The organism is Pyxidicoccus sp. M6, assembly GCF_055568925.1.
Map to the genome: position 1 here is coordinate 12448936 of NZ_CM145714.1, position 23788 is coordinate 12472723.

Sequence of the window (23788 nt, forward strand, 5' to 3'; positions counted from 1 at the left end):
GGCCGCTCCTTTCACAGCGAGGGCAAGGCGGCGTCACCCTACTTCAGGCCTCGTGCGGGTACAGCCGCGCCGCCGTGCCGCGGCGGGTCAAGCCGATGCGCGGCAACTTTCGCGCGGCCTCGTGACATCCTGCCTTGCTGATGCCTGCGACCCATCGAGAGGAGACCGTGCTCCCATCCCATTCACGGTACGCGTTGATGCTCGTGGGCTGCGTGCTCCTGGGTGGCTGCGCGGGCACGTCCAACCCGCGCCGTGCCGAGACCTACCGCTTCGACTCGGTGTCCAACGCCTGCCGTCAGAACCCCGCGAACTGCGCGGCGCTTGCAGGGAAGGAGACGGTGAGCACCTCCATGGCCGCTGCGGCGGCGATGACTGGCTATGTGGTGGTACACGCGCTGAAGGACCATGAAAGGAAGCTCATCGACGCGACGCTGGTCGAGTGCGCCGAACTCGCGCGCTCGGAGGTCCTGCTCCGGCACCGACAGGACTTCGCGGGCCCGAGCCCCACGAGAGAAGAGTGCAATCAGCAGGTGAAGGATGCGGCGGGCAGGCGTGTGAGGCGCTCCATGCAGCTCGGCACGGAGATGCATCTGGAGGCACGCAAGTGCGCGCAGGAGCGGCTGGGCAAGCTGCGGCCAGGGCGCTTCAGCCTGGAGCCGCACTATCGCTACGACCCGCAGTCCGGACAGACCAAGCACATTCCTGATGACGATGTCGCCGCGCTACGCGAGTCCGGCAACCAGGGCGAGTTGCTGGGGACTCTCGCTCCCGACGTCGTCATCCACACGGGGAATCCGCTTCACATCCAGGCGGTCTATGACTTCAAGTTCCCGTGCTTCCATCTGGATGGCATGCCTGCGTGGAGCACGTACCCGCCAGGACATCCGCATCAGGGGCTCAGACAAGATCAAGCCTATGAAAAAGCACTTGGGGAGCCGGCTGCACGCGTAGCCCCCAGAATAGGAGTCGAACGATGACCCAACATCCTCCCCGGATTCGTCTCCGGAAGCCCAACGGCGTGCCTATCGCGAGCGACTCCCTGAGCATCAACTTCTACATGCGCCACCCCCATCAAGAGGTGGCGCCCGCACTCCTTCGTTCCATGGAACACTATCGGCGAGCGATTGGCAGCAACGTCCTTAGTGAGTACTCGCATGAAGGATGTGGTTGGGATGAACTCGACGATGCGGCATGGGAGCGCCTTCGCCGAGAGACACTTGACGCTCCCTTCGCCAACCATGAGTTGAGGGAGATGACGAGCGGTGAGCAACGCTACCGGCTCGACTACCTGGGGTCTCTCTTCGGCCCGCCTTCTGAAGAACCGCAAAGGGTGTGCGCCGTCAGCTTCTGGCTGCCCACCGAGTACCTGGAGGAACACGGTCCAGGGCACGTGCGCGAACTGGCGCTGGAGCTGGCCGCCCCCCTTCCCTTCTGCTCCGGCCACGCGGGCTTCGCCTTCAACACCGGGCACGACCTGCTCTACGCCAGGCCCGAGCTCCGCAAGCTGCTCTTCCTCCACCCGGGCATGGATGCCCCCAGGCTCGGCAGGCTCGCGATGCAGCTGGGCACCAAGGTCCGCGCCCCCTCGTGGCTGACCTTCCTGGGCCAGCCCGTGCTGGGCGAGCTCGGAGGCGCCTCCGGCCTCCGCGCCCGCCTCCACTCCTCCGACATCACCGTGCAGGAACTGGAAGGCGAGCGCGTCGTCATCACGATTGGCCCGCGGCCGGAAGCCGGAGAAGAGGGACGCATGCCGCCGGCCTACCGCGAGCTGGCGCGCGTCCTGGAGCCCTGGCTCTTCCACGAGAAGTACCTTCTCGACCCGAGTCTCACCGAGGAGGAGCTGCGCCGCTGGGAGCGCCGGCTGCTCGACTGAACCCGGCTCCCCGCGCTGGAAGACCTCCACGCGGGCTCCGGCTTTCACGGCGCGCACCGCGCGGGCGACGCCCCGCCTGGAATCTCGCGAGGTCGCGCGGGCTCGTGACATCCTGCATTCCTGATGCCTTCGACCCGCAGAGGGAAGACCATTCTCCCACCCCATTCACGGTACGCGTTGATGCTCGTGGGCTGCGTGCTCCTGGGTGGATGCGCGGCCACGTCCAACCCGCGCCGTGCCGAGACCTACCGCTTCGACACGGTGTCGAACGCCTGCCGGCAGAACCCCGCGAACTGCGCGGCGCTTGCTGGGAAGGAGACGGTGAGCACCCCCATGGCCGCAGCAGCGGCCATGACTGGCTATGTGGTGGTACACGCGCTGAAGGACCATGACAGGGACCTCATCGACGCGACGCTGGCCGAGTGCGCCGACCTTGCACGCTCGGAAGTCCTGCTCCGGCACCGACAGGACTTCGCGGGCCCGAGCCCCACGAGAGAAGAGTGCAATCAGCAGGTGAAGGATGCGGCGGGCAGGCGTGTGAAGCGCTCCATGCAGCTCGGCACGGAGATGCATCTGGAGGCACGCAAGTGCGCGCAGGAGCGGCTGGGCAAGCTGCGGCCAGGGCGCTTCAGCCTGGAGCCGCGCTATCGCTACGACCCGCAGTCCGGACAGACGAAGCACATCCCCGATGACGATGTCGCGGCATTACGGGAGTCCGGCAATCAAGGCGAACTGCGGGGAACGCTCGCTCCCGACGTCGTCATCCACACGGGGAATCCGCTTCACATCCAGGCGGTCTATGACTTCAAGTTCCAATGCTTCCTCCTGGATGGCATGCCTGCATGGGACGAGTACCCGCCTGGGCATCCACACCATGGCTTTGATCGAGGTTGGCTCTACCAGACCGTTTTCGGAGAGCCAGCCGCGCGCGTGGCCCCCAGGATAGGAGTCGACCGATGAACAAGCCCCCTCTGCGGATTCGCCTCCGGAAGCCCAACGGTGTGCCCATCGCGCGCGAGGCGCTGAGCATCAACTTCTACATGCGCCATCCGCATCAAGAGGTGGCGCCCGCGCTCATCCGTTCTATCGAGCGCTACCGACGTGTGCTGGGCAGTGACGTCCTCAGCGAGTACTCATCTGAGGACTACGACTGGTATGACCTCGACGAGGCTGCATGGGAGCGCCTCCGAGGAAAGCTGATGGAGTACCCCCGTCCCATCCTCAACTTGCAGGACATAACGAGCGGAGAGCAGCGCTACCGTCTCGACTACTACGGCTCTCATGGAGCTCTCTTGGGTCCACCTTCGGGAGAGCCCACGACGTCATGCGCCGTCAGCTTCTGGCTGCCCACCGAGTACCTGGAGGAACACGGTCCGGGGCACGTGCGCGAGCTGGCCTTGGAGCTGGCCGCGCCACTCCCCTTCTGCTCCGGCCACGCGGGCTTCGCCTTCAACACCGGGCACGACCTGCTCTACGCCAAGCCCGAGCTCCGCAAGCTGCTCTTCCTCCACCCAGGCATGGATGCCCCCAGACTCAGCAGGCTCGCGCTGCGGTTGGGCACGAAGGTCCGCACACCCTCGTGGCTGACCTTCCTGGGCCAGCCCGTGCTGGGCGAGCTCGGCGGCGCCTCTGGCCTCCGCGCCCGCCTTCACTCCTCCGACATCACCGTGCAGGAACTGGAGGGCGAGCGCGTCGTCATCACGATTGGCCCGCAGCCAGAAGCCGGCGAAGAGGGACGCATGCCACCGGCCTACCGCGAGCTGGCGCGCGTCCTGGAGCCCTGGCTCTTCCACGAGAAGTACCTTCTCGACCCGAGCCTCACCGAGGAGGAGCTGCGCCGCTGGGAGCGCCGGCTGCTCGACTGAGTGTCGAGGTGCGGCCTACGACGCCGGACCTTCCCGCCCTGCGCCCACCTTGGCCCGGAGGGCCTCCCACAGCCCCGCGTGGTTGAGCAGGATGTCCCTGATGCCGTCCTGGACGGCCTCGTCGTCCAGCGCCTGCCTGCTCATCAGCGTGTGCGCCTCCAGGGCGTCGATGATGGCGTTCGTGAGCTCGGTCCGGAGGTCGGGCGAGCTCGCGAACTGCGCCTTCGAGTTGTTCGCGGCCTGCTGCGCCAGCGTCGCGGACTCCAGCAGCTTCTCCTTCACGACGTTCACGTAGCCGAGCTTGTCCTGGTCCGACAGCTCACCCTCGAAGAGCGTGTTCACCCTCTCGATGAGTTCATCGAGGCGGGCGCGCTCCTTGTCCTGCACGCTGCCTCCGCCCGTCTCGGTGAGGGGATAGAGCAGCGGCTTCTCCCTCGCTTCGAGCACCATGGGGGCCTCGGCGCGCGCCTTCAGCGCATGGTGCGTGAGCCTCACCTTCGACAGGTCGATGTCCTCGCGCTCGCGGCCGAACTCGAGCAGCGGCAGGAGGCGCTTGTAGAAGATGGCGCGCTTCTCGATGCCGGTGTTGCCGTAGTCGAAGATCTGCGAGAGGAACGTGTAGAGGCGCAGGTACGCACCCATGTCCGACTTGAAGAGCATGAGTGCGTCCAGCTCGGCCTTGGCGTCCTGGCGGGCCTTGTCGTCGGATTTCGCGTTCGCGGCCAGGAGCGCCGCGCTCGCGGCCTTGAAGCGCTTCATCAGCCGGTCCACCACCGGCTCGATGGCCTTCACCAGGTCGCTCTGCTTCGCCTTGGGGGAGAGCTCCGCGGCGACGACGCGCTCCACCTCGAAGTCGTCGTAGTGGCCGGCGGCGTCGAGCTTCGCGCGCAGGTCGAACACCCGGTTCGGGTCCGTCGTGTCCGCCAGCTCCGCCGTCGTGTAGTACGTCTTGAAGGCCGCCAGGATTTCCGCCGGGTCGTTGACGAAGTCGACGATGTACGTCGTGTCCTTGCCCGGGTGCCGCCGGTTCAGCCGCGACAGCGTCTGCACCGCCTGGATGCCCGCGAGCCGCTTGTCGACGTACATGCCGCAGAGCAGCGGCTGGTCGAAGCCGGTCTGGAACTTGTTGGCGACGATGAGCACCTGGTACTCGCCGCCCTTGAACGCCTCGCGGATGTCGCTCCCCTTCAGGCGGGGGTTCAGCGCGCGGCTGTGCTCCGTGAACGGCTCCGGGCCGGAGTCCGGGTCGATGACCTCGCCGGAGAACGCCACGAGCGTCCCCAGCTTGTAGCCCTTCTCCTTTATGTACTTCTCGATGGCGAGCTGCCAGCGCACGGCCTCGACCCGGCTGGCCACGACGACCATCGCCTTGGCCTGACCGTTGAGCAGCGGCCCGACGTACTGGCGGTAGTGCTCGACGACGACCTGCACCTTCTGGGCGATGTTGTAGGGGTGGAGCCGCACCCAACCCATGAGCTTCTTCAGGGCGGCGCTCTTCTCCACCTCCTTCTCGTCCAGGGACTTGCCCTCGTGGGCGAGCTTGAAGGCGAGGCTGTACGGCGTGTAGTTCCGCAGCACGTCGAGGATGAACTCCTCCTCGATGGCCTGGCGCATGGAGTAGACGTGGAACGGCGTCGGGACGTTGTCGGACGCGGGCTTGCGCGTCGGGTCCGGCCGGGTGCCGAACAGCTCCATCGTCTTGGCCTTCGGCGTGGCGGTGAACGCGACGAACGTGATGTGCGAGTCCTCGGCGCGGGACTTCATCTGCGCCGCCAGGATGTCCTCGCTGCTCACCTCGCCGCCGTCTTCGAGCGCGGCCACCTCCTCCGGGGAGAGGACGGCCTTGAGCTTGGACGCGGCCTCGCCCGCCTGCGAGCTGTGGGCCTCGTCGGCGATGACGGCGAAGCGCTTGCCCTTCGTCGCGGCCAGCTTCCGCACTTCTTCGAGGGCGAAGGGGAACGTCTGGATGGTGCAGACGACGATCTTCTTGTCGCCCTCCAGCGCCTTGGCGAGCTTGCCGCTCTTGCTGCCCTCTTTGTTGGTGATGGTCTCCACCACGCCCGTGGTGCGCTCGAAGTCGAAGATGGCTTCCTGGAGCTGGGTGTCGATGACGGTGCGGTCGGAGACGACCAGCACCGAGTCGAATACCTTCTGGTTCTGGGCGTCGTGCAGCTCGGCCAGGAAGTGCGCCGTCCAGGCGATGGAGTTCGTCTTGCCGGAGCCGGCCGAGTGCTGGACGAGGTACCGCGTGCCCGGCGGGTCCGCGAGCACGGCGGCCTGGAGCTTCCGGGTGACGTCGAGCTGGTGGTAGCGCGGGAAGAGGACGCGGGTGATGTGCTTCTTCTTGTCGCGCTGGGCGATGAGGTAGCGCCCGAGGATTTCGAGCCAGCTCTCGCGCGCCCAGATTCTCTCCCAGAGGTACGCGGTGCGGTGGCCGCCGGTGGGGTTCATCGGGTTGCCCGCGCCGTCGTCGTTGCCCTGGTTGAAGGGAAGGAAATCAGTCGCCGGGCCTTCGGTCCGCGTGGTCATGCGGACCTCGCTGTTGCTCACCGCGAAGTGCACCAGCGCGCCGCTCGGGAAGGACAGCAGCGGCTCGGGGGACTGGCCCTTGGGGTGCGGCTGCCGGTCGAAGCGGTACTGGTCGACGGCGTCCTGGACGCTCTGGGTGAAGTCGGTCTTCAGCTCGACGGTTGCCACGGGCACGCCGTTGAGGAAGAGCACCAGGTCGATGCTGTTCTCGTTGTGGACGGAGTAGCGCACCTGCCGCACCACGCGCAGCCGGTTGGCCTCGTAGCGGGCGAGGATGTCGGGGTTGATGGCGAGCGCGGGCTTGAACTCGGCCAGCTTGAGCGGCTGCTTGAGGCCGAGGAGCTCGATGCCGTGGCGGAGCACGTCGAGCGTGCCGCGCTGGTCGAGCTGGTCTCGCAGGCGGTTGAGCAGCGTCTCGCCGGCCTTGCCACCGTGGTTCTTCGTCAGCGTCTCCCACGCCTTGGGCTGCGTGGCCTGCACCCAGGCCAGCACGTCCGCTGGGAAGAGCGCTCGGGCGCGGTCGTAGGCGGCGGCATCGCCGTCTGAGTAGAGCCAGCCGTGGGCCGCGAGGTGGGCGCAGATCTCGGACTCGAAGCTGATTTCCTTGTAGAGGCTCATGCTGCGGCCCTGTCGGCAACGCCGCGAACGTCGATCTGGCCGGTCACGGCGGCGGAGATCAGTGCGGTGCGGCGTTCCTGGAGAAGGTCGATGGCCCTCTGGGCTTCGGCAATGAGAGCGTCAAGTTTGCCGGTCTCATGGTCGAGAGCACAGGCAATCGCATTTTGCTCTTCGAACGGCGGGAAGCCGAAGCGATACCTGCGGAGCTTCTCCGCCGGAAGGTGCTCAATGGTTGTTTCGTTTCCGCCTGCGACAAAGACACCTTGAGTGGCCGCCCACGCCATCAGGTAATACATGAATTCAGTAGTGTCTTTCCCTGCAACATATGGCCTAAGGCGATGGAGCGCCTTTTGGTAATAACACTCATCAAGGAGACCACGCCAAATCGCCGAGCGCCCGGGATAGCTCCCTCCTTCGTTGACGAGGAGATCGCTTGGCGCCAATAGGAACTTTGCCCGGTCTTCTTCGTCAAAGTCCATGCGCGGCAGATCATCCGTATTGATGTTCCCCCATTGAACATCGAATACCCGCAGATAAGGACGAAGGTGTTCGCCACTAATCTTCTTGGCATCGAGCATCTTGCCCAATTGAACGTGATAGCGAGAGCCAACCGGAGCCACATCCCAATGCGCCGGCACCTCACCCAGCCACTCGACGCCCGAAGGCTTCATGGGCGCGGCGGGATTCAGCCCCTTGGTGACAGCGTGGGAAATGACGGCTTGGCGCTTCTCCTTCAGCAACTCGATCAATCGCTCTTGCTCGGCAACCAGCGCATCGACCTTGGCGGTCTCGCGGTCGAGGAAGGCAGCGATGGCAGCCTGCTCAGGCAAGGGCGGCAAAATCACGCGTTGCCCTGATATCTGCTCTTCATTAATTGATGGAACTGCTCCCGGGTTTGCAATCAAGGAAAGGTTGAGTAGCGGCAGCACATACAACAGGAAGCGCGGCACGCTGCGCTCGTTCACCATCAGCCCCATCATGTTGTTGTCGATGCAAGAGGGCTGACCCAACCAGCGATACCGTTGAAGTAACAGTGCCGCTCCGACCTTCGCGAAGACGATGGTCGACGCAGGAAATATCCGCGCCCGCAAGAGATGCGCAGTATCACTTGCAATCGTATGACTGGCTGTTCTCAGTGCACCATCCACGCCGGACCGACTGATATCAGCGACCTTGAAGAACGGGATCTCCAAGTCAGTTCGCCCTTGATACTCGTCGGGGAATCCAGCCCCTCCCTTGAATACGCCAAGCAGGCCGAGTTTCACGACGTTCCAATGCGCCGGCACTTCCCCCAGCCACTCGACACCGCTGTCCTTGTACTTCGGATAACGCGGGAAGCTCATTGGGACAGCCCCCCAATCATCGACACGATGCGTCCCGTGACGACCTTCAGGTCCGCGTCAATCTCCGCGAGCGGGCGCGGCGGCTTGAAGACGTAGAAGTGCCGGTTGAAGGGAATCTCGTAGCCCACCTTCGTCTTCTCGTGGTCGATCCACGCGTCGGGCGCGTGAGGCAGCACCTCACGCTGGAAGTACGCCTCCACGTCCTCGGAGAGCGGGACATTCTCCGTGTCGCGCAGGTTCGCGTCCGGCACGGGCTTGCCCTTGCCCTTCCCCTTCGTGCCCAACACCGGGCGGCCCTGCGCGTCCCGCTCGGGGCGCTCGACGGTAATCGTCCGGTAGCCGAAGTCCTCGTTCTTGAAGACGCGGCTGATGGGCACACCGTCCCGCGTCACCTCCTTGCACGCACCGAAGATGTTCGTGATGTCCTCGATGTGCGCGGGGCTCAACTCCTTGCGCTTGCTGCCGAGGCTCTTGCGCATCTTCTGGAAGAAGCTGCTCGCGTCGATGAGCTGCACCTTGCCCTTGCGGTGGGCGGGCTTGCGGTTGCTGACAATCCAGACGTAGGTGCTGATGCCCGTGTTGTAGAACATGTCCGTGGGCAGGCCGATGATGGCCTCCACCAGGTCGTTCTCCAGCATGTAGCGGCGGATCTCGCTCTCGCCCGAGCCCGCCCCGCCGGTGAAGAGCGGCGAGCCGTTGAGGACGATGCCGAAGCGGCTGCCCCCGTCCTTTGCCAAGCGCATCTTGGAGACGAGGTGCAGGAGGAAGAGCAGCGAGCCATCGCTCACGCGCGGCAGGCCGGGGCCGAAGCGGCCGTTGTAGCCGAGCTGCTCAGACTCCCGGCGGACCTCCTTCTCAATCTTCTTCCACTCCACGCCGAACGGCGGGTTCGACAGCATGTAGTCGAAGTGCTTGTCCCGCAGCCCGTCCGCCGAGAGCGTGTTGCCGAAGATGATGTTGGCGATGTCCTGCCCCTTGATGAGCATGTCCGCCTTGCAGATGGCGTAGGACTCGGGGTTGAGCTCCTGGCCGTACATGACGAGGCGGGCCTTGGGGTTCAGGCTGAAAAGGTGTTCGTCGGCCACGCTCAACATGCCGCCGGTGCCGGCCGTCGGGTCATAGAGCGAGCGCACGACGCCGGGCTTCGTCAGCGCGTCGTCGTCCTCGATGAAGAGGAGGTTGACCATGAGCCGGATGACCTCGCGGGGCGTGAAGTGCTCTCCGGCGGTCTCATTCGAGAGCTCGGCGAACTTGCGGATGAGCTCCTCGAAGACGAGCCCCATCTCCGCATTGCCGACGACCTCGGGATGCAGGTCGATGTTCGCGAACTTCTCGGTGACGAGGTACAGCAGCTTCGCCTTCTCGAGCTTGTCGACCTGCGTGTGGAAGTCGAAGTGCTCGAAGATGTCGCGCACCGCGGGCGAGAAACCTTCCACGTAGGCGCGGAGGTTCTCGCCGACGTTGTCCGGGGCGCCCAGGAGCTTCTTCAGGTCGAGCGGCGACGTGTTGTAGAAGCGCTGGCCGGACTTCTTGAGCAGGAAGGGCTCGGGGTTGAGCTTCGCCTTCTCCCGCAGCTTCTTCTCCGCGAGGACGTCGGCCTTCGTCGGTTCGAGCACGCAGTCGAGGCGCCGGAGCACCGTGAACGGGAGGATGACCTTCCCGTACTCGGACTGCTTGTAGTCGCCGCGCAGCAGGTCCGCGACGGACCAGATGAAGCTGGAGAGGTTCGGTTGACTCATGGCTGCATTCTGTGGGTGAGCGCCGGTGCGCACCGGGAGCGAAAGGAAGCCCCGGGCGACGCATCGCCGCCCCGGGGAGCACTCGGGAAGAGGATACATGAGCCAGGCATCAGGCCCGAGGTAATGCGCCAGGCCGCCCCCCTGGCCCACGAGCAGGACGGCCCCGCTCTCGCCCCTGAGCCCGGCGCCGCGAGTTCGATGCCGAGGGCCGCCCCATACCGAGAGTCCCCCCCGCTTCACCAAAGCGGGTGACTCTCAAGCGTCGGGATACGACGTCGCCGTAGCTCGTAGTCCCTCCCTTCCCTCCACCTTCCGAAACCCGGTGGCCTGACCTTCGTGTCGGGCCGCCCTGGTAGTCCATTGCCTTCGCGCAAGTGCGCGGGGGCATTCACAGGAGACGTGTATGCGCATGAAGCGAAGCGGGCTGGCCGCGTTGCTGCTGCGGGTCCTGCCCGAGATGGCATGGGCGGAGGAAGTGACGGAGCCGCCAATCTCCACCGCCCCGGAGGAAGCGCTCACTGCTGAGCCCCCAGGAGAGCCACAATCCTCTCCGGAGCCGGAGACGGCCGCGCCCGTCGCGGGTCCCTCGGTGCAGAGGTGGCACTACCTGACGCGCGTGGAGGCGACGACATGGGCGCTGTTGCCTCGCGCGGGCAGGGACGCGGAGGAAGGATTCGCTCAAGTCGAACCCACGCTCATCATCGACGGAGGAGCGGAGTTTGGCGTCAACGTGGGTGCCCCGATGCGACTGAGGTTGTGGGGCGGAGGTGAGGGCGCGACCGTCATTCGGCGTGAGGACTGGGACAGCCTCTCGGACTGGGGACAGCTCGTGCGCGGCCTCAAGTTTGGCTCCGACAACGCTCCGCTGGGCGTGTGGTTCGGCGTACTGGAGGACTACAGCCTTCTGACCGGGCACCTCGTGCGGCGCTACTCCAATCGCACCAACCCGGACTACCACCCGGCCGGAGGGTTCCTCACTGGCACGGTGGGGCCTCTCTACACGGAAGCTTTCGCCTCGGACGTGCTGGGCGCTCGCCTCATGGGCGCGGAGCTCTCCCTGGACGTGCAGCACGTCCTCTTTGGCAAGCCTCGGGAGAAGGGGCGCTACACGCTGGCGCTGTCTGCCGTGCATGACTGGGGCAGGGCCGGAGGACGCGCGCCGTCGGTGACGCTGGCACACCTGGACGCGACCGCCATTGCGATGGTGCGTCCGGGTTTTGAGGCGCACGTGTTCGCGGGCTGGGGAGGACTGCCAGGTGAAGGCGGCGCGTGGGGCGCGGTGGCGGGAGTGGGCGTGGACGCGGTGACGCCCACCCTGGACTCATGGCTGCGGCTGGAGGTGAGACGGCAACACGGTGGCTTCCGGCAGGGCTTCTTCGGCCCCGACTACGAGCTGGCGCGTTTCCGGGCGGCGGGCCCTGACGGCGTGCCGCTGGCCGACGCGCCATTTCCGGAAGGCTACTCCGCCTTTGGCGAAGCGAAGGTGGGCTGGGACGCCGTGGGCTACGGCGGGCTGCAACGGCACCTGATGCTGACGCTGGGTGTGGAGGCCTTCTCCTGGGGGCGCTTCGACGTGGACGGGCGCGTGGCGGTGCAGCTCTTGGAGCGAAGCCTGGAAGTTGCAGTGAAGGGGCTGGGCGTGGGCATGGGAAAGCCTGGAGCGCGCTACCTGGGAGCAGCAGAGGTGCGGTGGCGATTCCTCGACGGGAAGCTCTACGCCATGGGCACGGGCGGCACGCTGCTCTTCCCGGAAGCAGACGGCACGCTACGGCCGGGAGCCTTCGCGTCGGCAGGCCTGGGGGTGGACGATGCGCGCTAATGCATTGTTGCTGTGCGTGGCCGTGCTCTCCACCGGCTGCGTGTCGTCGTCGCGAGCACCGAACCGAAGCGGAAGCCTGAGCTACCTGCCACGCGGCGCCAAGGGCCCAGCGTTGACGCAACCGCCGAGCGATGAGCACCCGCGCGCCCTCGCGTCTTCGCCTCTTTCCATCTCGGGTCCCGAAGAGTCGGAGCGGTTGAGCCGTCGTCGGGGCTCCCGTGAACTCGTGACGGGGGCGGCCTCTGGCGGCGTCGGGGGCGCCATTTCTCCCGGCACGTCGCAAACGGATGCCTGGGAGAAGCTGCTCACCGCCGCGGGCCTGGAAGGCCGGGACGAGCGGCCCTTGCCGGGAGGCTCCCTGTCGCCCACGCAGGCGGCGCGGCTGATGGAGACGTTGCTGCGCAGGCCGGTGACGCTCGGCAACTTTCCGGCCCGCATGGCCGTGGGCCTCATGCTGCGCGAAGTGCTGGAGGAGGGAGAGGCTTCACGCGACGAGCTGGTGCGCCGAGCGGAGCGCTTTGCACACGTGGCAGTGCTCCGGCCCGACGGCTGCCTCGCGTGGGTGCACAGCGGGAAGACGCAGCAGCGGGTGGGCCCTGTCGAGTGGACGGACGGTGCCTTCCGCTCCCATTCCTTCGAGCTGGGACGCTTCTACGTGAGCGATGGCTTCCTCTTCCATCTCGCGAACGAGCGGATGGAGCCGATTCGCAACGGCCCGGTGAGGACGGAAGTCCACGACGACGCGGACCATGTCAGCCGCACCCTGGACGGAGCCGAAGCGGCCTTCTTCAAGCTGGCGCTCTCCATTGGCCACTTCTTCACCTACCCGCTGGACAGCATCGCCTCACTGAAGAACCTGCCCGCTGGAGTCGCGGCGCTCATCGAGTCGTCACCGGAATACTTCGAGCGGTTCCGGTACATGACGCATGGCGAGCAGGTGCAGGCAGTAGCCGAGCTTGCCACGAACCTCCTCGTGACAACGGGCACCGCCACGGCCACCACGCGCACGCTGACGGGAGCACTAGCCGGTGCCGAGGCGACGGTGCCGGTGCTGTCGCTGTCCGCGCAGGGAGCGCTGGCGATTGAGCGCGTCACGGTGCCGGTGGGAAGGGCAGCAGCCGTGCTGGGCAGCGGGCCAGGCGCCGCCATCATCCTCCACCGGGCGAATACGGCTACGGGACAGCCATCGCCCTCCGACGATCGCGGGCCGGGGCAGTGGGGCCCATCCGAAGAAGGGGGCGCAACCGAAAGCGCTCGGGCGTACCAGGAGCAGATTACGGAGCACTCCGCCGACGAGGCCTACTGGGTTGGCGGCGTGGGCAAGAAGAGCGGCGGGACGAAGTTCGACGGCTTCAAGAATGGCGTGCTCCTGGAGGCGAAGGGTCCCAACTATGCCAACAAGTTCCTCGACAACCTTGACCCTCAGTTCTGGTTCAAGAACTCGGGAGCAGCCGAGATGGTCAAGCAGGCCAACCGGCAGATAGGTAGGGTGAAGGGAACAGGCATCCCCATCGAATGGCACGTCGCGGAGAAGAAGACAGCCGATGCCATCCGAAAGCTGTTCCGGGAAAATAGGATCAAAGAGATTACGGTTGTCCACACCCCGGCGCGCTGAAGAGAGACCAACGTGACCGTCAAGTCCGAGCCACAGACCCATCCTGAGACCTACTATGCCGGTGCCTACTGGGGACCCCGTAAGGAGTCGCCCGAGGAATGCGCCCGGCGCACAGCGGACTTCCTCAACCTGCTGGCTCCGTGCGATCCGTTCTTGGCCAATTGGTATAAGCCGGCCCGGTCACTCAAGGATGCTCGCAAGCACCCGCTCATGCCGCCCGATGTGCCTACTCTCACCGCACTGTTCCGGAGCGGCGTCAACCGCGAGAAGGGAGGGCCAGCCATCGAGCAATTGGGCTTCACCTTCTGGTTCGGCAACGGCGGTGGGAATTACGACAGCGCGGATCTACGAATTCTCTGCGGATGCTACTCTGAGGCTGTTTCCAATGCGTGCGTGCTGAAGCTGCCCACGCTCGGTTATGGCGCGAACGCTGCTCGAGTGCTCACTGCCCCCGTCCTGACGAGTGCGGTGCGAAGCATGGCGCTAGCCTGGGAGCCGGACTGGGCGTTCGCGACTTCACACGCCTTCGAGGATGAGTACCAGGAGCCCGACTCGGCGCCCTTCTCTCTGGGCTGGATCACGTACCTCTCACGCCGCATCGGCGCGGTGCCGCCGCTGCCCGCTCCGGTGCGCATCGAACCCGTCGCGGACAAAGGAACCCTCATCGTCCTCACCCCGGAGCGCTTTACGGCCAGCAATCCGGAGCATGTAGCGCTAGCTGAGAGAGTGCGGGAACTGCTGGACGGGGCGGGCCTGCTGAAGCCGCTCCGGCCCACGTCATAGAGAAACGCAGGGGCCTGGACGCTTCGGCCCTTCTGCATGCCCTGGAGCTCCCGGGGCAATCCCCCCGTGGAGGTATTCGGCTCCCACGAGGAAGCACGTTGAATGCCGCCAAGTCCTCAGGAGCTCTCCATGGCACTCGTGAAATGCAAGCAATGTGGCGGTGAAGTGGCTTCCAACGCGGCAGCCTGTCCCAAGTGCGGCGCCCCTCCACCGCGAGGCCTCTCCTTCGGGAAGCTGCTGCTGTTCGGCGTTGGCGGCTTCATGGCCCTGTGCTTCTTCGGCACCTGCATTGGCGGCATCGGCGCGGCGGGTCGCAAGAACGCCGGTACCGCCTCGGCGGCTCCGGCCGATCAGAAGCCCACGGCGACTCCGACGTCAGTGGAAATCCGCAAGCTGCTCGCCGAGTACAGCGACAACGAGGTGCGCGCCGACTCCACCTTCAAAGGCCAGCTCATCCAGACCACGGGCGTCGTCGATGACGTCAAGAAGGACATCATGAACTCCATCTACGTGACGCTCGGCACGGGCCGGCAATTCGAAATCCCGCAGGTCCAGTGCTTCTTCGACGACGTGCACGCGAAGGAGGCCGCATCCCTCTCCAAGGGCACGCGCGTCACCGTCCGCGGCCGCGTGGACGGCCTGATGATGAACGTCCTCGTCCGCGACTGCGAGTTCGCCGAGTAGCGCCTCCGCGCGCCCCCGCGTCTCAGGCCCCGTGCCGGGGCAGCCGCACCGTGAAGGTGGTGCCGTCGTCCGCCGAGGACACCACGTCCACGCCACCGCCGTGGCCCCGGACGATGTCGCGGACGATATAGAGCCCCAGGCCGATGCTCCGGCTCGACTGGCCCTCCTTCAACACCCCACGCGTCATCGGCTCGAAGAGGCGCGGCATCAGCTCCGAGGGAATCGGCGCGCCGCCGTTGAAGATGGTCAGCACCGCGCTGTCCCCGTCCAGCTTCGCCCCCACCCGCACCGGCGCTCCCGGCGGGCTGTACGTCAGCGCGTTGCTCAAGAGGTTCGTCAGCACCTGCGCAATCCGGTCCGGGTCCCACTCGCCCTTCAGCTCGGACGCCACGTCCAGTTCCACGTGCCGCCCGGGGTGCGCCACCAGCACCTCGTCCACCACCTGGTGCACCACGTCCTTCAGGTCCGTCGGCTGCCGGTGCAACGCAATGCCGCCGCCCAGCCGCGCCTTGGTGAAGTCCAGGAGGTCGCGAATCATCCGCGCCGCGCGCTCGGTGGCCTGGTTGATGCGCACCACCATGCGCTTCTGCGAGTCGGACAGCTCGCCCTTCTTCTCCATCAACCCCGCGGACATGGTGATGGCCGCCAGCGGGTTGCGCAAATCGTGCGAGACGATGCCCACCAACTGCTGCTCGAACTCGGCGCGGCGCCGCAGCTCCTCCTGCGAGCGCTGCTGCTCCGCGAACAGGCGCGCGTTCTCAATCGACAGCGCCGCCTTCGCCGCCAGCTCCTCCAGCAGCCCCAAATCGTCCCGCGTGAAGGGCCGCCCCGGGCTGAAGCGGCACAGCGACAGCACGCCCATGGTGCGCCCCTGCATGCGCAGCGGCACGCCCACCAGGCTGTGGATGGGGAAGCGCCGGCCCGCCTCGTGGTGCTCCGGCTTCATCGTGGCCAGCAGCGACTCCAGCGTCAGGACCGGGAGAATTTGCGGCTGACCGCTCTCCAGCACGCGCCCGCTGAAGCCCTCACCGGAGCGCAGCGGCACCTGGAGCACCTCTCGGTAGAGCGCCTCCGCCTCCGGGTTCTCATGGTGGAAGGCCGCCAACTCCAGCCGCTCCCCGTCACCGGACAGCAGGTAGAGCGCGCACGACTCCGCCAGGTGCCGGGCCATCTGCCGGGCGATGGTGGCCACCAGCCCGTCCCAATCACGGTTGGCCACGCTGAACGCGTCCGAGGCCTCGCTGAGCAACCGCAGCCGCGCGGCCGCCGAGCGCGCCTGCTCGTGCGCACGGCGCTCCTCGGAGGACAGCCGCACCCGCTCCAGCGCCTGCGCGCACGCGTGCGCCAGCGCGGTGAAGAAGGCCCGGTCCATCTCCGAGAAGACGCGCTGGCGCGCGAAGGACAGTCCAATCGCGCCCACCCCCCGGCCCTTCACCAGCAGCGGCAGCGACACCGCCGCCTCGAGGACGCCGCGCGCGTCCACGTCCGGGTACTGCGCCTGCCACTCCTCCGGCGAGCCCAGCCAGATGGGCCGCTGCTCGCGCACCGACTGGGTGAGCGGAATGGGCGCGGACAGCGGCACCCGCCGCCACTGGGACAGCACCGCCTCCGAGAAGCCGATGGAGTCCACGACCTCGAGCGCCTCGCCCGCCGCGTCCAGCAGGTTGACGGCCGCCGCCTTCGCCCCCGCCGCCACCAGCCCCTGCTCGAAGAGGGCGCGGCACACGTCCTCCACCGTGCCCGCCTCGGACAGGCGCGCGGCGAAGTCGCGCAGCCGGTCGATGTAGCCGGACGCGCGCAGCGCCGCGTCGCGCGCCTCGGCCTCCTTCTGCTTCAAGAGCTCCGACTGGCGCCGCACCTGCTGCTGCGCGCGGAACAACTCCACGAAGACGGACACCTTCGAGCGCAGCACCTCCGGCGGGAAGGGCTTCTGCAGGAAGTCCACCGCGCCGGTGGAGTAGCCCGTGACGACCTCCACGTCGTCCCGGCCGTAGGCGGTGAGGAAGATGATGGGGACGTTGCGCGTGCGCTCGCGCTGCTTGATGAGCGCCGCCGTCTCGAAGCCGCTCAGCCCCGCCATGCGCACGTCGAGCAGGATGACGGCGTACTCCTCGCGCAAGAGGAAGCGCAGCGCCTGCTCACCGGAGGTGGCCTTGTCCATCCGCACGCCGAGCGGCTCGAGGATGGCCTCCAGCGACACCAGGTTGGCGGGGTTGTCGTCCACCAGCAGCACCGCCGGCACCTCGCTACCGGCCAGCACGGGGTGGTGCGAGGACTCGTCGGGCGGAAGGAGCTGGGGCGCCAGCATCAGGTTCGGCGCCGTCACCGCGCGGCGAGCGGGGGCCCCCAGTCGCTCCAACCACTCGGTCATCGTCGGAATCCCGTCCTGGAACATGAAGAGGTCACCTGGGTGTATGGCGGTCCGGAGTGCTTCCGGCCCCATGGCCCCGAGGGCGGGGGCTCTGGGAACAAACGTGCTCTTAGGATTACACCGGTGCGTAGAAGCGCGCGCCCGGCATGGCGGCCCCGCGAGCAGACAAGCGTGCGCTATCCATCATTCCTGTTGCTCAATAGCGCCCCTTCACTCCGAGGATGGGCAGGACGACGGGCAGGCCCACCGCCTCCTTGGTGAGCGTGCGTCCGCCGCCGCCGTTGTACTCGAAGCCCACCGTCTCGCGGCTGATGGTGACGTTGAGCATGTCCAGGTACGCCTCCAGGTTGAAGGAGTCGTAGACCCACGCCTTGGACAGCCGCACGTCGAAGCGGAGGAAGCCCGGCAGCCGGTCCACGCGGTCCCGGTCCGCCTTCACCCACGTGGGCCGTCCCGCCACGTCCACGCCCTCGCGGTGCGTCTGCGTGCCCAGCGCGCCGTACTCCGGGCGGCCGGTGTTGAAGTGCACCACCCCGCCCACCGTGACGCTGTTGGAGAACTTGTAGCTGAGCACCAGGTTGAGGATGTGCGTCTGGTCGAAGACGAAGGGCAGGTTCTTCTCGTCCTCGCGAATGACGTTGCCCTCCGCGTCATGGCGGTAGAAGCGCGTCAGGCGGGTGCTGCGCTGCAGCGTGTACGAGAGCCAGCCGAACCAGTTGTTCCCCAGCGGGTGGCGGATGAGCAGCTCCATGCCGTACGCCATGCCCTTGCTGGTGAAGTCCGGGAAGTCGATGTCGCCGCGGTCCGGGATGAGGCCACCGTCGTCGTCATCGTCGTCGTCCTCCTCCTGGAAGGCGCGGCGCAGGGAGCGCGCCTGACGGGCGCCCTTCGTCACCTCCACGTCGTCGGGGAGGTCCGGGTCCACGTCGTCCACCAGCCCCTCGTCGGAGAAGGGCGTCAGCTCGATGGTGCGCACCATCGGGTTGACGTAGACGTCCAGGCCCACCTCCAGGTCGCGCCACGCCTTCCACTCGGCGCCCATGGAGAGCTGGATGCCCTCCTGGAGCCCGAGCAGCAGGCTGCCCACGTCCACCACGGGGAGGCTGATGAGGGACGTGGGCGGCTGGTGGAAGAGGCCCGCGCCGCCCTTGAGGGTGAGCCGGTCCGTCAGCTTCCTGCGCACGGTGACGCGCGGCTCCAACACCGAGTACTGGATGTTCGGGGACAGGTGGTAGCTGTCCACGCGCAGGCCGGGCACCACGGACCACTTGTCGTCGGGCGTCCACACCGCCTCCGCGTACGCGCCCAGGAAGGTGCCAATCGCGACGGGCGCCGTCTCCACCTCCTCGGAGTCGTCCCGCGTCTCGTCGAGGATGTCGACGATGGCGCGCTTGGAGTCGATGTCCGCTCCGCCGCGCAGCGAGAGCTGGGGGGACACCGTCATCGTGTAGCCCAGGCGCGCGGACAGCGTGCCCTGGTCGATGTAGACGGCGTTCGCGTTGTCGGCCACGTCCTCGTTGATGACGGAGAAGCGGTCCAGGCCCCACGTGGCGCCGGCCTCGAATTCACCGGGGCCCACCGGGTAGCGCAGGCGCAGGTCCACGCGGTGGAAGACGATGGACTGCAGCGAGGTGCTGCTGAAGTCGTCCTGCGCCTCCTCGCCGAAGGTGTCCGAGGAGCCGAAGGCGAACAGCCGCAGCTTGCCCTGGCCGACGTCCTGTTCGATGCGGCCCTGGTAGTCCCAGAAGTCGAGCACCAGCTTCGGATTCTCGCGGCCCGGCGAGGGCGGAGACTGAAGGCTGTTGGCCGCGAGGGCGATAATCCAGGGCGTGTACGAGTAGCGGCCGGCGAGGCTGACGTTGGTGCGCGTGTCCTCGAAGGGCGTCTCGATGAAGAAGCCCGCGTTGATGAGGTCCGCGTAGGCGCTGCCGTGCACGCCGTCATCGCGCGGGCGGCTGAGGCGCCCGTCGATGGCGCCGCCCATCAGCCGCCCGTACTTCGGCGGCGGCGTGCCCGGATAGAAGTCGATGGCGTCGAGGAAGTCCGGGTGGATGACGGCGGGGCCGAGGAACAGGTGGAAGAGGATGGGGACGCGGATGCCGTCGAGGAAGTAGCCGGTGGACGCGGGCTGGCTGCCACGCACCACCGGGTACGCCACGCCAGACAGCATGCTGCCCACGCCCGGCATCAGCATGACGACGCGGAACGGGTCGCCCATGGTGCCTGGCACCTCGCGCAGCTCCGCGTCGTGCAGCGTGACGCGGCTCACCTCGGTGCGCTCGCGGTCTCCGCGCACCACCGTCTCGTACGGGTTGATGACGAGCGGCTCCAGGCCGTAGACGACCTCCAGCGCCTCCTTCGCGTTGAGCGTCTCGCGGAAGACGAAGGGCTTGTGGCCGGGTGCCACCACGCGGACCTTGTGCGCGCCCATGGGCCAGCGCGCCTCGAAGCGGCCGTGCTCATCCGCCTGCACCGGTGAGTCCGGCAGCACGTCCGACACCAGCGTGGCGCCGGCGATGGGACGGCGGTTGCCCCGCGTACGCACCAGGCCGCGCAGCGTGACGGGTCCGTCGGGAACCACCCCGCCGTCCACGGCCGCCACCGGCATGGGGGCCTCGAAGCGGTACTCGAAGAAGAGGCGCACGCGCACCGGCTGCCCGTCGAGCGTGGCCGGGTTGAAGCGCAGCATGGGCGCGGCGTGCAGCGCGGCGCGGTCCAACCGCGGGTGCAGGCCCTCCACCAGCGTGGCGGACTCCACCTCGCCCGCTTCGTCGAGGAGGAGCTCCAGCTTCACCACACCCGCGATTCCCTCGGCCGCGAGCTGCGGCGGGTACGGCGCGGGCGAGTCCGTCACCAGCGACGGCGGCACGAAGGCCTGCTGCGCCGGAGTCCCCGCGTCCGCTGACACCTCCGAGGCGGCGGCGGCCGGGTCCACCGCCCAGCCCGCGTCCGTGTGCAGCAGCTCGCGCTCCACCTCTTGTGGAAGGGCGACGGCCGCGTCGGGAAGGCCTCCGTCCGACACGCCCCCAGACTGGGCGCGCGCGGCCAGCACGGGCACGAGCAGTCCCAGCACCAGCGCGAGCGCGTGCCCGTGGGGGCTCCCCCTCCGCCACCTCTGTCGACGAGTCATGTCCTTCACGGTGTCGTTCGCGTCGGCCCCTGAGGTCGCATGAGGCCAGGGACGGCAATGGGTGACAAGCACCCCCACGTGAAGCAACCCACCTGACGGCTCTCACGGGGTCGAAGTTCCCTCCTTCCGTCATGCGGTGGACGGTCCAGCGCACCGCGTCGAGGGAAGGACAGGGGACTCCGCCATCCGGGCGGGAGGACGTCGGCCCGGACGCTCCCCACCTTGTTCTCCACCCCGGAGAACCCCTCCATGCGAGACACGCCCCCACCTTCCAGAAGCCGGCTGGCCGCCGCCGCGCTGCTTCTCTTCACGGGCACCTCCGCCGTGGCCGCCGAGGGCGAGCCACCGCCGCTGCCCTCCTTCGACCTCGAGCGTCTCACCGTATCGCCCACCTCGCGCGGCGCGCTGCTGGGCTCGGACGCCATGCTGCTGGAGCCGGGCGCGCTGCGGCTCGCGGTGGTGACGCACTACCAGCACCACCCGCTCGTCATGGTACGAGACGGGCGCCGCGTGGGTGAGGTGGTGCGCGAGCGCGCACTGCTGCACCTCGCGGTGGCCGTGGCGCCGCACCCGCGTCTGGAATTGGGCGCGGCGGTGCCGGTGCTGCTGGGCCAGGGCGGCATGTCGCTGGCGGGCCTGGGGCTGGGCGAGTTGCGGCGCTCCGGCGTGGGCACGCCGCTGGTGCGCGCGCGCGTGGGCCTGCTGCGCGAGGCGGACGGCGCGCTGGTGGACCTGGCGGCCGAGGTGGACGCGGGCCTTCCACTGGGACGGCGCGAGGCGCTGATGGGCGACGGGCACTGGAGCGCGACGCCGCGCCTCGCGGTGGGGAAGAGGTTCCAGAAGATGCGCGTGTCGCTGGAGGCGGGCACGCGGCTGCGCGAGCGCGTGCAGGTGGGCTCGCACTCGGTGGGCTCGGAGCTTCCCTTCGCGATGGGCGTGACGAACGTGGACGGCTCGCTGCGCGGCGAGGTGCAGCTCCGCGCCTCCGCGCCGCTCACCGGTGGCGCCCTCTGGTCCGGCGAGGTGCTGGCCGGTGCGCGCTACCTGCTCAGCGAGAAGTTCGAGGTGTTCGCCTTTGGAGGCCCGGGCCTCGGCGTGGCCCCCGGCGTGCCCGCGTTCCGCATGCTCGCGGGCGTGGGCTTCGACCCGCTGCGCGCGAAGCAGGCGGTGCCGCCCGTGCCGCTGCCTGTGCTTGCTCGCACACCGGAGCCCGAGGGCGTGCGCGATGGGCTTCCCGGTGAGACGGTCGTCGCCGTCGCGGAGCCTCCGGTGGAGGACGGCGCGGCGCCGCCCGAGCCGGAGGTGGTGGTGGAGTTTCCGGACCAGGACGCCGACCTGGTGGCGGACGGCGTGGACAACTGCCCGCGCGAGCCCGGCCCGCCGTCCAACCAGGGCTGCCCGGAGTCGGTCCGGCAGGTGGTGTACCTGACGGACAAGACCCTCGAGATTACCGAGCGCGTCTTCTTCGCCTTCGACCGCGCGGAGGTGCTGCCGCGCTCGTTCCCGCTGATGGACCAGGTGGCGAAGGTGCTGCGGGAGCACCCGGAGTTGGAGTTGGTGGAGGTGGAGGGGCACACGGACAACATCGGCCCGGCGACGTACAACCGGCGCCTGTCGCAGGCGCGCGCGGAGTCGGTGTGCCGGCAGTTGGAGCGGCGCGGGGTGAACGCGATGCGACTGCGCGCGGTGGGCCGAGGGCCGGACAGGCCCGCGGACACCAACGCCACCGCCGCCGGACGCGAGCGCAACCGCCGCGTGGAGTTCCACATCATCCCGCCCGCCACCGCGGCGGAGGGCAGCGCCCGGGAGGTCACGCCATGATTCGGCCGCTCTCGTTCCATGGCATGCGCGCGGAGAGGGTGCGCGTGGCCGGCTGGCTCGTGGTGCTGATGCTGGTGCCGGTGTCCTCCGCCTTCGCGGGTGAAGAGCGGGAGCTGGACACGGTCATCCTCACCGGCCCGGACTCCTTCACGACGTCCACCACGGCCGACTTCACCTTCCGCTCCAATCTCTTCAACCGCACCGACGACGCCGAGTTCTGGTGCGCGCTGGATGACGAGCCGTATGCACGGTGCGGCAGCGGCACGTGGCACCGCGAAGGCGCTACTCCCGGGCCCGCCATCCAAGCGTGGCACCGCGAGGGCATCACTCCGGGGCCACACCTGTTCTGGGTGAAGGCGTACGACACGCTATTGCACAGGGAGGACGCCACGCCCGCGAACTGGGAGTGGACAGTGGAGGCTCCGGGTGACGCGGGGACGGGGGACCCCGATGGCGGTGTGCCTCCGAGGGACGCGGGCTCGGGTGGAGATGGTGGCTCTCCAGGAAGCGACGCGGGCTCGGGTAACGACGGCGGCTCACCCACGAGTGACGCGGGCTCGGGCGCGGACGGTGGCTCCTCCGGAGACGACGCAGGCTCGGGCGGCAACGACGGTGGCTCGCCCGGCGATGTGGACGGAGGCACGGGCCCGGTTGGCGACGGCGGCACGAGCAACGTCGATGACGGAGGCACGCCCGTCACCGACGCGGGCACGGCTGAAGAAGACGGAGGAACACCGGGCCCCGTGCCTCCGGGCGACGTTACGCCGCCGAACGCACTCGACTACCTCGGCAGCGGCATGGGCTGCACGGGTGCGCCCGCTCCAGGCGCGATGACAGGGCTGCTGTTGCTGGTGCTCGCGCTACGTCGGCGGAGACGCGGCTGACAGAGTGACCTGACTCAGGTCCCTTCGATGGGACGCGAGAGCACGGAGGATGGAGTGCTCTGGGTCTGGGGCCTGTCGGCGCAGCGCTGGATGATGGTCTGGAGCTGGCTCTTCACACCGGTGAGCTTGCTGCGCAGCATCGCGTGGCGCAGCGAGCCCGCGAGCGCACCCGCCAGGACCTGGCCCACTTCGATGTCGGCCGCCGTCCACCGGCGCTCCTTGCGGCAATCGTCGAAGCCCACGAAGCCCCACCAGTCGCGGCCCACCATGATGGGGCACACCAGCAACGACTTGATGTCCTGGCTCTCCAGCAACTGCTTCGCGGGCGAGGGAAAGTCGCTCGGAGTGCCGAACAGCGATTGTCCCTTCGACAGCACCGGCGGCCAGGTGGGGATGACCTCCTCGTAGGCCATGTTCTGCAGCTCCGGGTTGTCGAGCTGCGCGGAAGCCGAGGCCGCCGTCCACTCGAAGCGCTGATTGCAGAGCAGCTTGCCGCCAGGACCGGTGTGGTTCTCGAAGATGTAGACCCGGTCCACGTCCAGCGCGACACCCATCTTGCCGAGCGCCTCCGCGACTGTCTTTGGCTCGAATCCGTGCTCCAGAAGCGCCTGCGTGACACCCATGACGGATGCGAGTGCCTTCAATGCCATGTGCTTCTTCTCCAGCTGAGGGGACCGGCGGGGGGACCGGCCAGGCAATAGTCACATATACATC

Annotated in this window: 16 protein-coding genes; 10 read left to right on the top strand and 6 right to left on the bottom strand. The window is 67.8% G+C overall.

All coding sequences use genetic code 11. From position 1 onward, the window contains the following. Window positions 1-167: 167 nt before the first annotated feature. From ACVTJA_RS49150 to ACVTJA_RS49165, 4 genes are all read left to right on the top strand, one after another. On the top strand, window positions 168-977 hold the full coding sequence (locus ACVTJA_RS49150; protein WP_465831412.1) for a hypothetical protein: 810 nt from the start codon (window positions 168-170) through the stop codon (window positions 975-977). Window positions 978-1102: 125 nt separating this feature from the next. Further along, the gene (locus ACVTJA_RS49155) at window positions 1103-1873 is read left to right on the top strand and encodes a type VI immunity family protein (protein WP_465840706.1); all 771 of its coding nucleotides are present in this window, start codon (window positions 1103-1105) and stop codon (window positions 1871-1873) included. Window positions 1874-2068: 195 nt separating this feature from the next. After that, window positions 2069-2833, top strand: a complete 765-nt coding sequence (locus ACVTJA_RS49160; protein WP_465831413.1) for a hypothetical protein — start codon at window positions 2069-2071, stop codon at window positions 2831-2833. A gap of 143 nt (window positions 2834-2976) precedes the next feature. Further along, the gene (locus ACVTJA_RS49165) at window positions 2977-3738 is read left to right on the top strand and encodes a type VI immunity family protein (protein WP_465831415.1); all 762 of its coding nucleotides are present in this window, start codon (window positions 2977-2979) and stop codon (window positions 3736-3738) included. Between the two features lie 15 nt (window positions 3739-3753). Here the strand turns inward: ACVTJA_RS49165 and ACVTJA_RS49170 are convergent, their stop codons facing one another. The 3 genes from ACVTJA_RS49170 to ACVTJA_RS49180 are packed head-to-tail and all read right to left on the bottom strand — an operon-like array spanning window position 3754 to window position 9967. Continuing rightward, window positions 3754-6885 carry a type I restriction endonuclease subunit R gene (locus tag ACVTJA_RS49170; protein WP_465831416.1) on the bottom strand — a complete coding sequence of 1044 codons (3132 nt, stop codon included), beginning with the start codon at window positions 6883-6885 and terminating at the stop codon, window positions 3754-3756. Then, window positions 6882-8228, bottom strand: a complete 1347-nt coding sequence (locus ACVTJA_RS49175) for a restriction endonuclease subunit S (RefSeq protein ID WP_465831418.1) — start codon at window positions 8226-8228, stop codon at window positions 6882-6884. Before ACVTJA_RS49175 ends, ACVTJA_RS49170 begins: the two co-directional genes overlap by 4 nt. Continuing rightward, a complete protein-coding gene (locus ACVTJA_RS49180; RefSeq protein ID WP_465831420.1) occupies window positions 8225-9967 on the bottom strand; it encodes a type I restriction-modification system subunit M in 1743 nt (580 codons plus the stop codon). The genes ACVTJA_RS49175 and ACVTJA_RS49180 overlap by 4 nt, the downstream gene beginning before the upstream one ends. Window positions 9968-10370: 403 nt before the next feature. Here ACVTJA_RS49180 and ACVTJA_RS49185 point away from each other — a divergent pair, with 403 nt between their 5' ends. From ACVTJA_RS49185 to ACVTJA_RS49200, 4 genes are all read left to right on the top strand, one after another. Continuing rightward, complete coding sequence (locus ACVTJA_RS49185; RefSeq protein WP_465831421.1) at window positions 10371-11786, top strand: hypothetical protein; 1416 nt, start codon at window positions 10371-10373, stop codon at window positions 11784-11786. A 196-nt stretch (window positions 11787-11982) separates the two neighbouring features. Continuing rightward, window positions 11983-13401: a Tox-REase-5 domain-containing protein gene (locus ACVTJA_RS49190; protein WP_465831422.1), complete on the top strand. Its 1419-nt coding sequence runs from the start codon at window positions 11983-11985 to the stop codon at window positions 13399-13401. Window positions 13402-13413: 12 nt separating this feature from the next. After that, entirely contained in the window at window positions 13414-14184 is a 771-nt protein-coding gene (locus ACVTJA_RS49195; protein WP_465831424.1) for an immunity 52 family protein, read from the top strand. Between the two features lie 129 nt (window positions 14185-14313). After that, on the top strand, window positions 14314-14868 hold the full coding sequence (locus ACVTJA_RS49200; RefSeq protein WP_465831426.1) for an OB-fold protein: 555 nt from the start codon (window positions 14314-14316) through the stop codon (window positions 14866-14868). A 22-nt stretch (window positions 14869-14890) separates the two neighbouring features. Here the strand turns inward: ACVTJA_RS49200 and ACVTJA_RS49205 are convergent, their stop codons facing one another. Together ACVTJA_RS49205 and ACVTJA_RS49210 are read right to left on the bottom strand one after the other, a co-directional pair. Continuing rightward, on the bottom strand, window positions 14891-17263 hold the full coding sequence (locus ACVTJA_RS49205; protein WP_465831428.1) for a GAF domain-containing protein: 2373 nt from the start codon (window positions 17261-17263) through the stop codon (window positions 14891-14893). Window positions 17264-17435: 172 nt separating this feature from the next. Next, complete coding sequence (locus ACVTJA_RS49210; protein ID WP_465831430.1) at window positions 17436-20369, bottom strand: TonB family protein; 2934 nt, start codon at window positions 20367-20369, stop codon at window positions 17436-17438. A gap of 249 nt (window positions 20370-20618) precedes the next feature. On the opposite strand from ACVTJA_RS49210, the gene ACVTJA_RS49215 reads away from it, so the two are divergent. Together ACVTJA_RS49215 and ACVTJA_RS49220 are read left to right on the top strand one after the other, a co-directional pair. Further along, window positions 20619-22190 (top strand): OmpA family protein, encoded by a 1572-nt coding sequence (locus ACVTJA_RS49215; protein ID WP_465831432.1) that lies wholly within the window; start codon window positions 20619-20621, stop codon window positions 22188-22190. Beyond that, a complete protein-coding gene (locus ACVTJA_RS49220) occupies window positions 22187-23074 on the top strand; it encodes an MYXO-CTERM sorting domain-containing protein (protein WP_465831433.1) in 888 nt (295 codons plus the stop codon). The genes ACVTJA_RS49215 and ACVTJA_RS49220 overlap by 4 nt, the downstream gene beginning before the upstream one ends. A 14-nt stretch (window positions 23075-23088) precedes the next feature. Here the strand turns inward: ACVTJA_RS49220 and ACVTJA_RS49225 are convergent, their stop codons facing one another. After that, on the bottom strand, window positions 23089-23724 hold the full coding sequence (locus ACVTJA_RS49225; RefSeq protein ID WP_465831435.1) for a GAF domain-containing protein: 636 nt from the start codon (window positions 23722-23724) through the stop codon (window positions 23089-23091). Window positions 23725-23788 lie beyond the last annotated feature (64 nt).

Coding starts and splice junctions, on each gene's coding strand:
- ACVTJA_RS49155 (WP_465840706.1), top strand. CDS start 1,103: ATGGAACACTATCGGCGAGCGATTGGCAGCAACGTCCTTAGTGAGTAC.
- ACVTJA_RS49170 (WP_465831416.1), bottom strand. CDS start 6,885: ATGAGCCTCTACAAGGAAATCAGCTTCGAGTCCGAGATCTGCGCCCAC.
- ACVTJA_RS49175 (WP_465831418.1), bottom strand. CDS start 8,228: ATGAGCTTCCCGCGTTATCCGAAGTACAAGGACAGCGGTGTCGAGTGG.
- ACVTJA_RS49180 (WP_465831420.1), bottom strand. CDS start 9,967: ATGAGTCAACCGAACCTCTCCAGCTTCATCTGGTCCGTCGCGGACCTG.
- ACVTJA_RS49185 (WP_465831421.1), top strand. CDS start 10,371: ATGCGCATGAAGCGAAGCGGGCTGGCCGCGTTGCTGCTGCGGGTCCTG.
- ACVTJA_RS49200 (WP_465831426.1), top strand. CDS start 14,314: ATGGCACTCGTGAAATGCAAGCAATGTGGCGGTGAAGTGGCTTCCAAC.
- ACVTJA_RS49205 (WP_465831428.1), bottom strand. CDS start 17,263: ATGTTCCAGGACGGGATTCCGACGATGACCGAGTGGTTGGAGCGACTG.
- ACVTJA_RS49210 (WP_465831430.1), bottom strand. CDS start 20,369: ATGACTCGTCGACAGAGGTGGCGGAGGGGGAGCCCCCACGGGCACGCG.
- ACVTJA_RS49215 (WP_465831432.1), top strand. CDS start 20,619: ATGCGAGACACGCCCCCACCTTCCAGAAGCCGGCTGGCCGCCGCCGCG.
- ACVTJA_RS49220 (WP_465831433.1), top strand. CDS start 22,187: ATGATTCGGCCGCTCTCGTTCCATGGCATGCGCGCGGAGAGGGTGCGC.
- ACVTJA_RS49225 (WP_465831435.1), bottom strand. CDS start 23,724: ATGGCATTGAAGGCACTCGCATCCGTCATGGGTGTCACGCAGGCGCTT.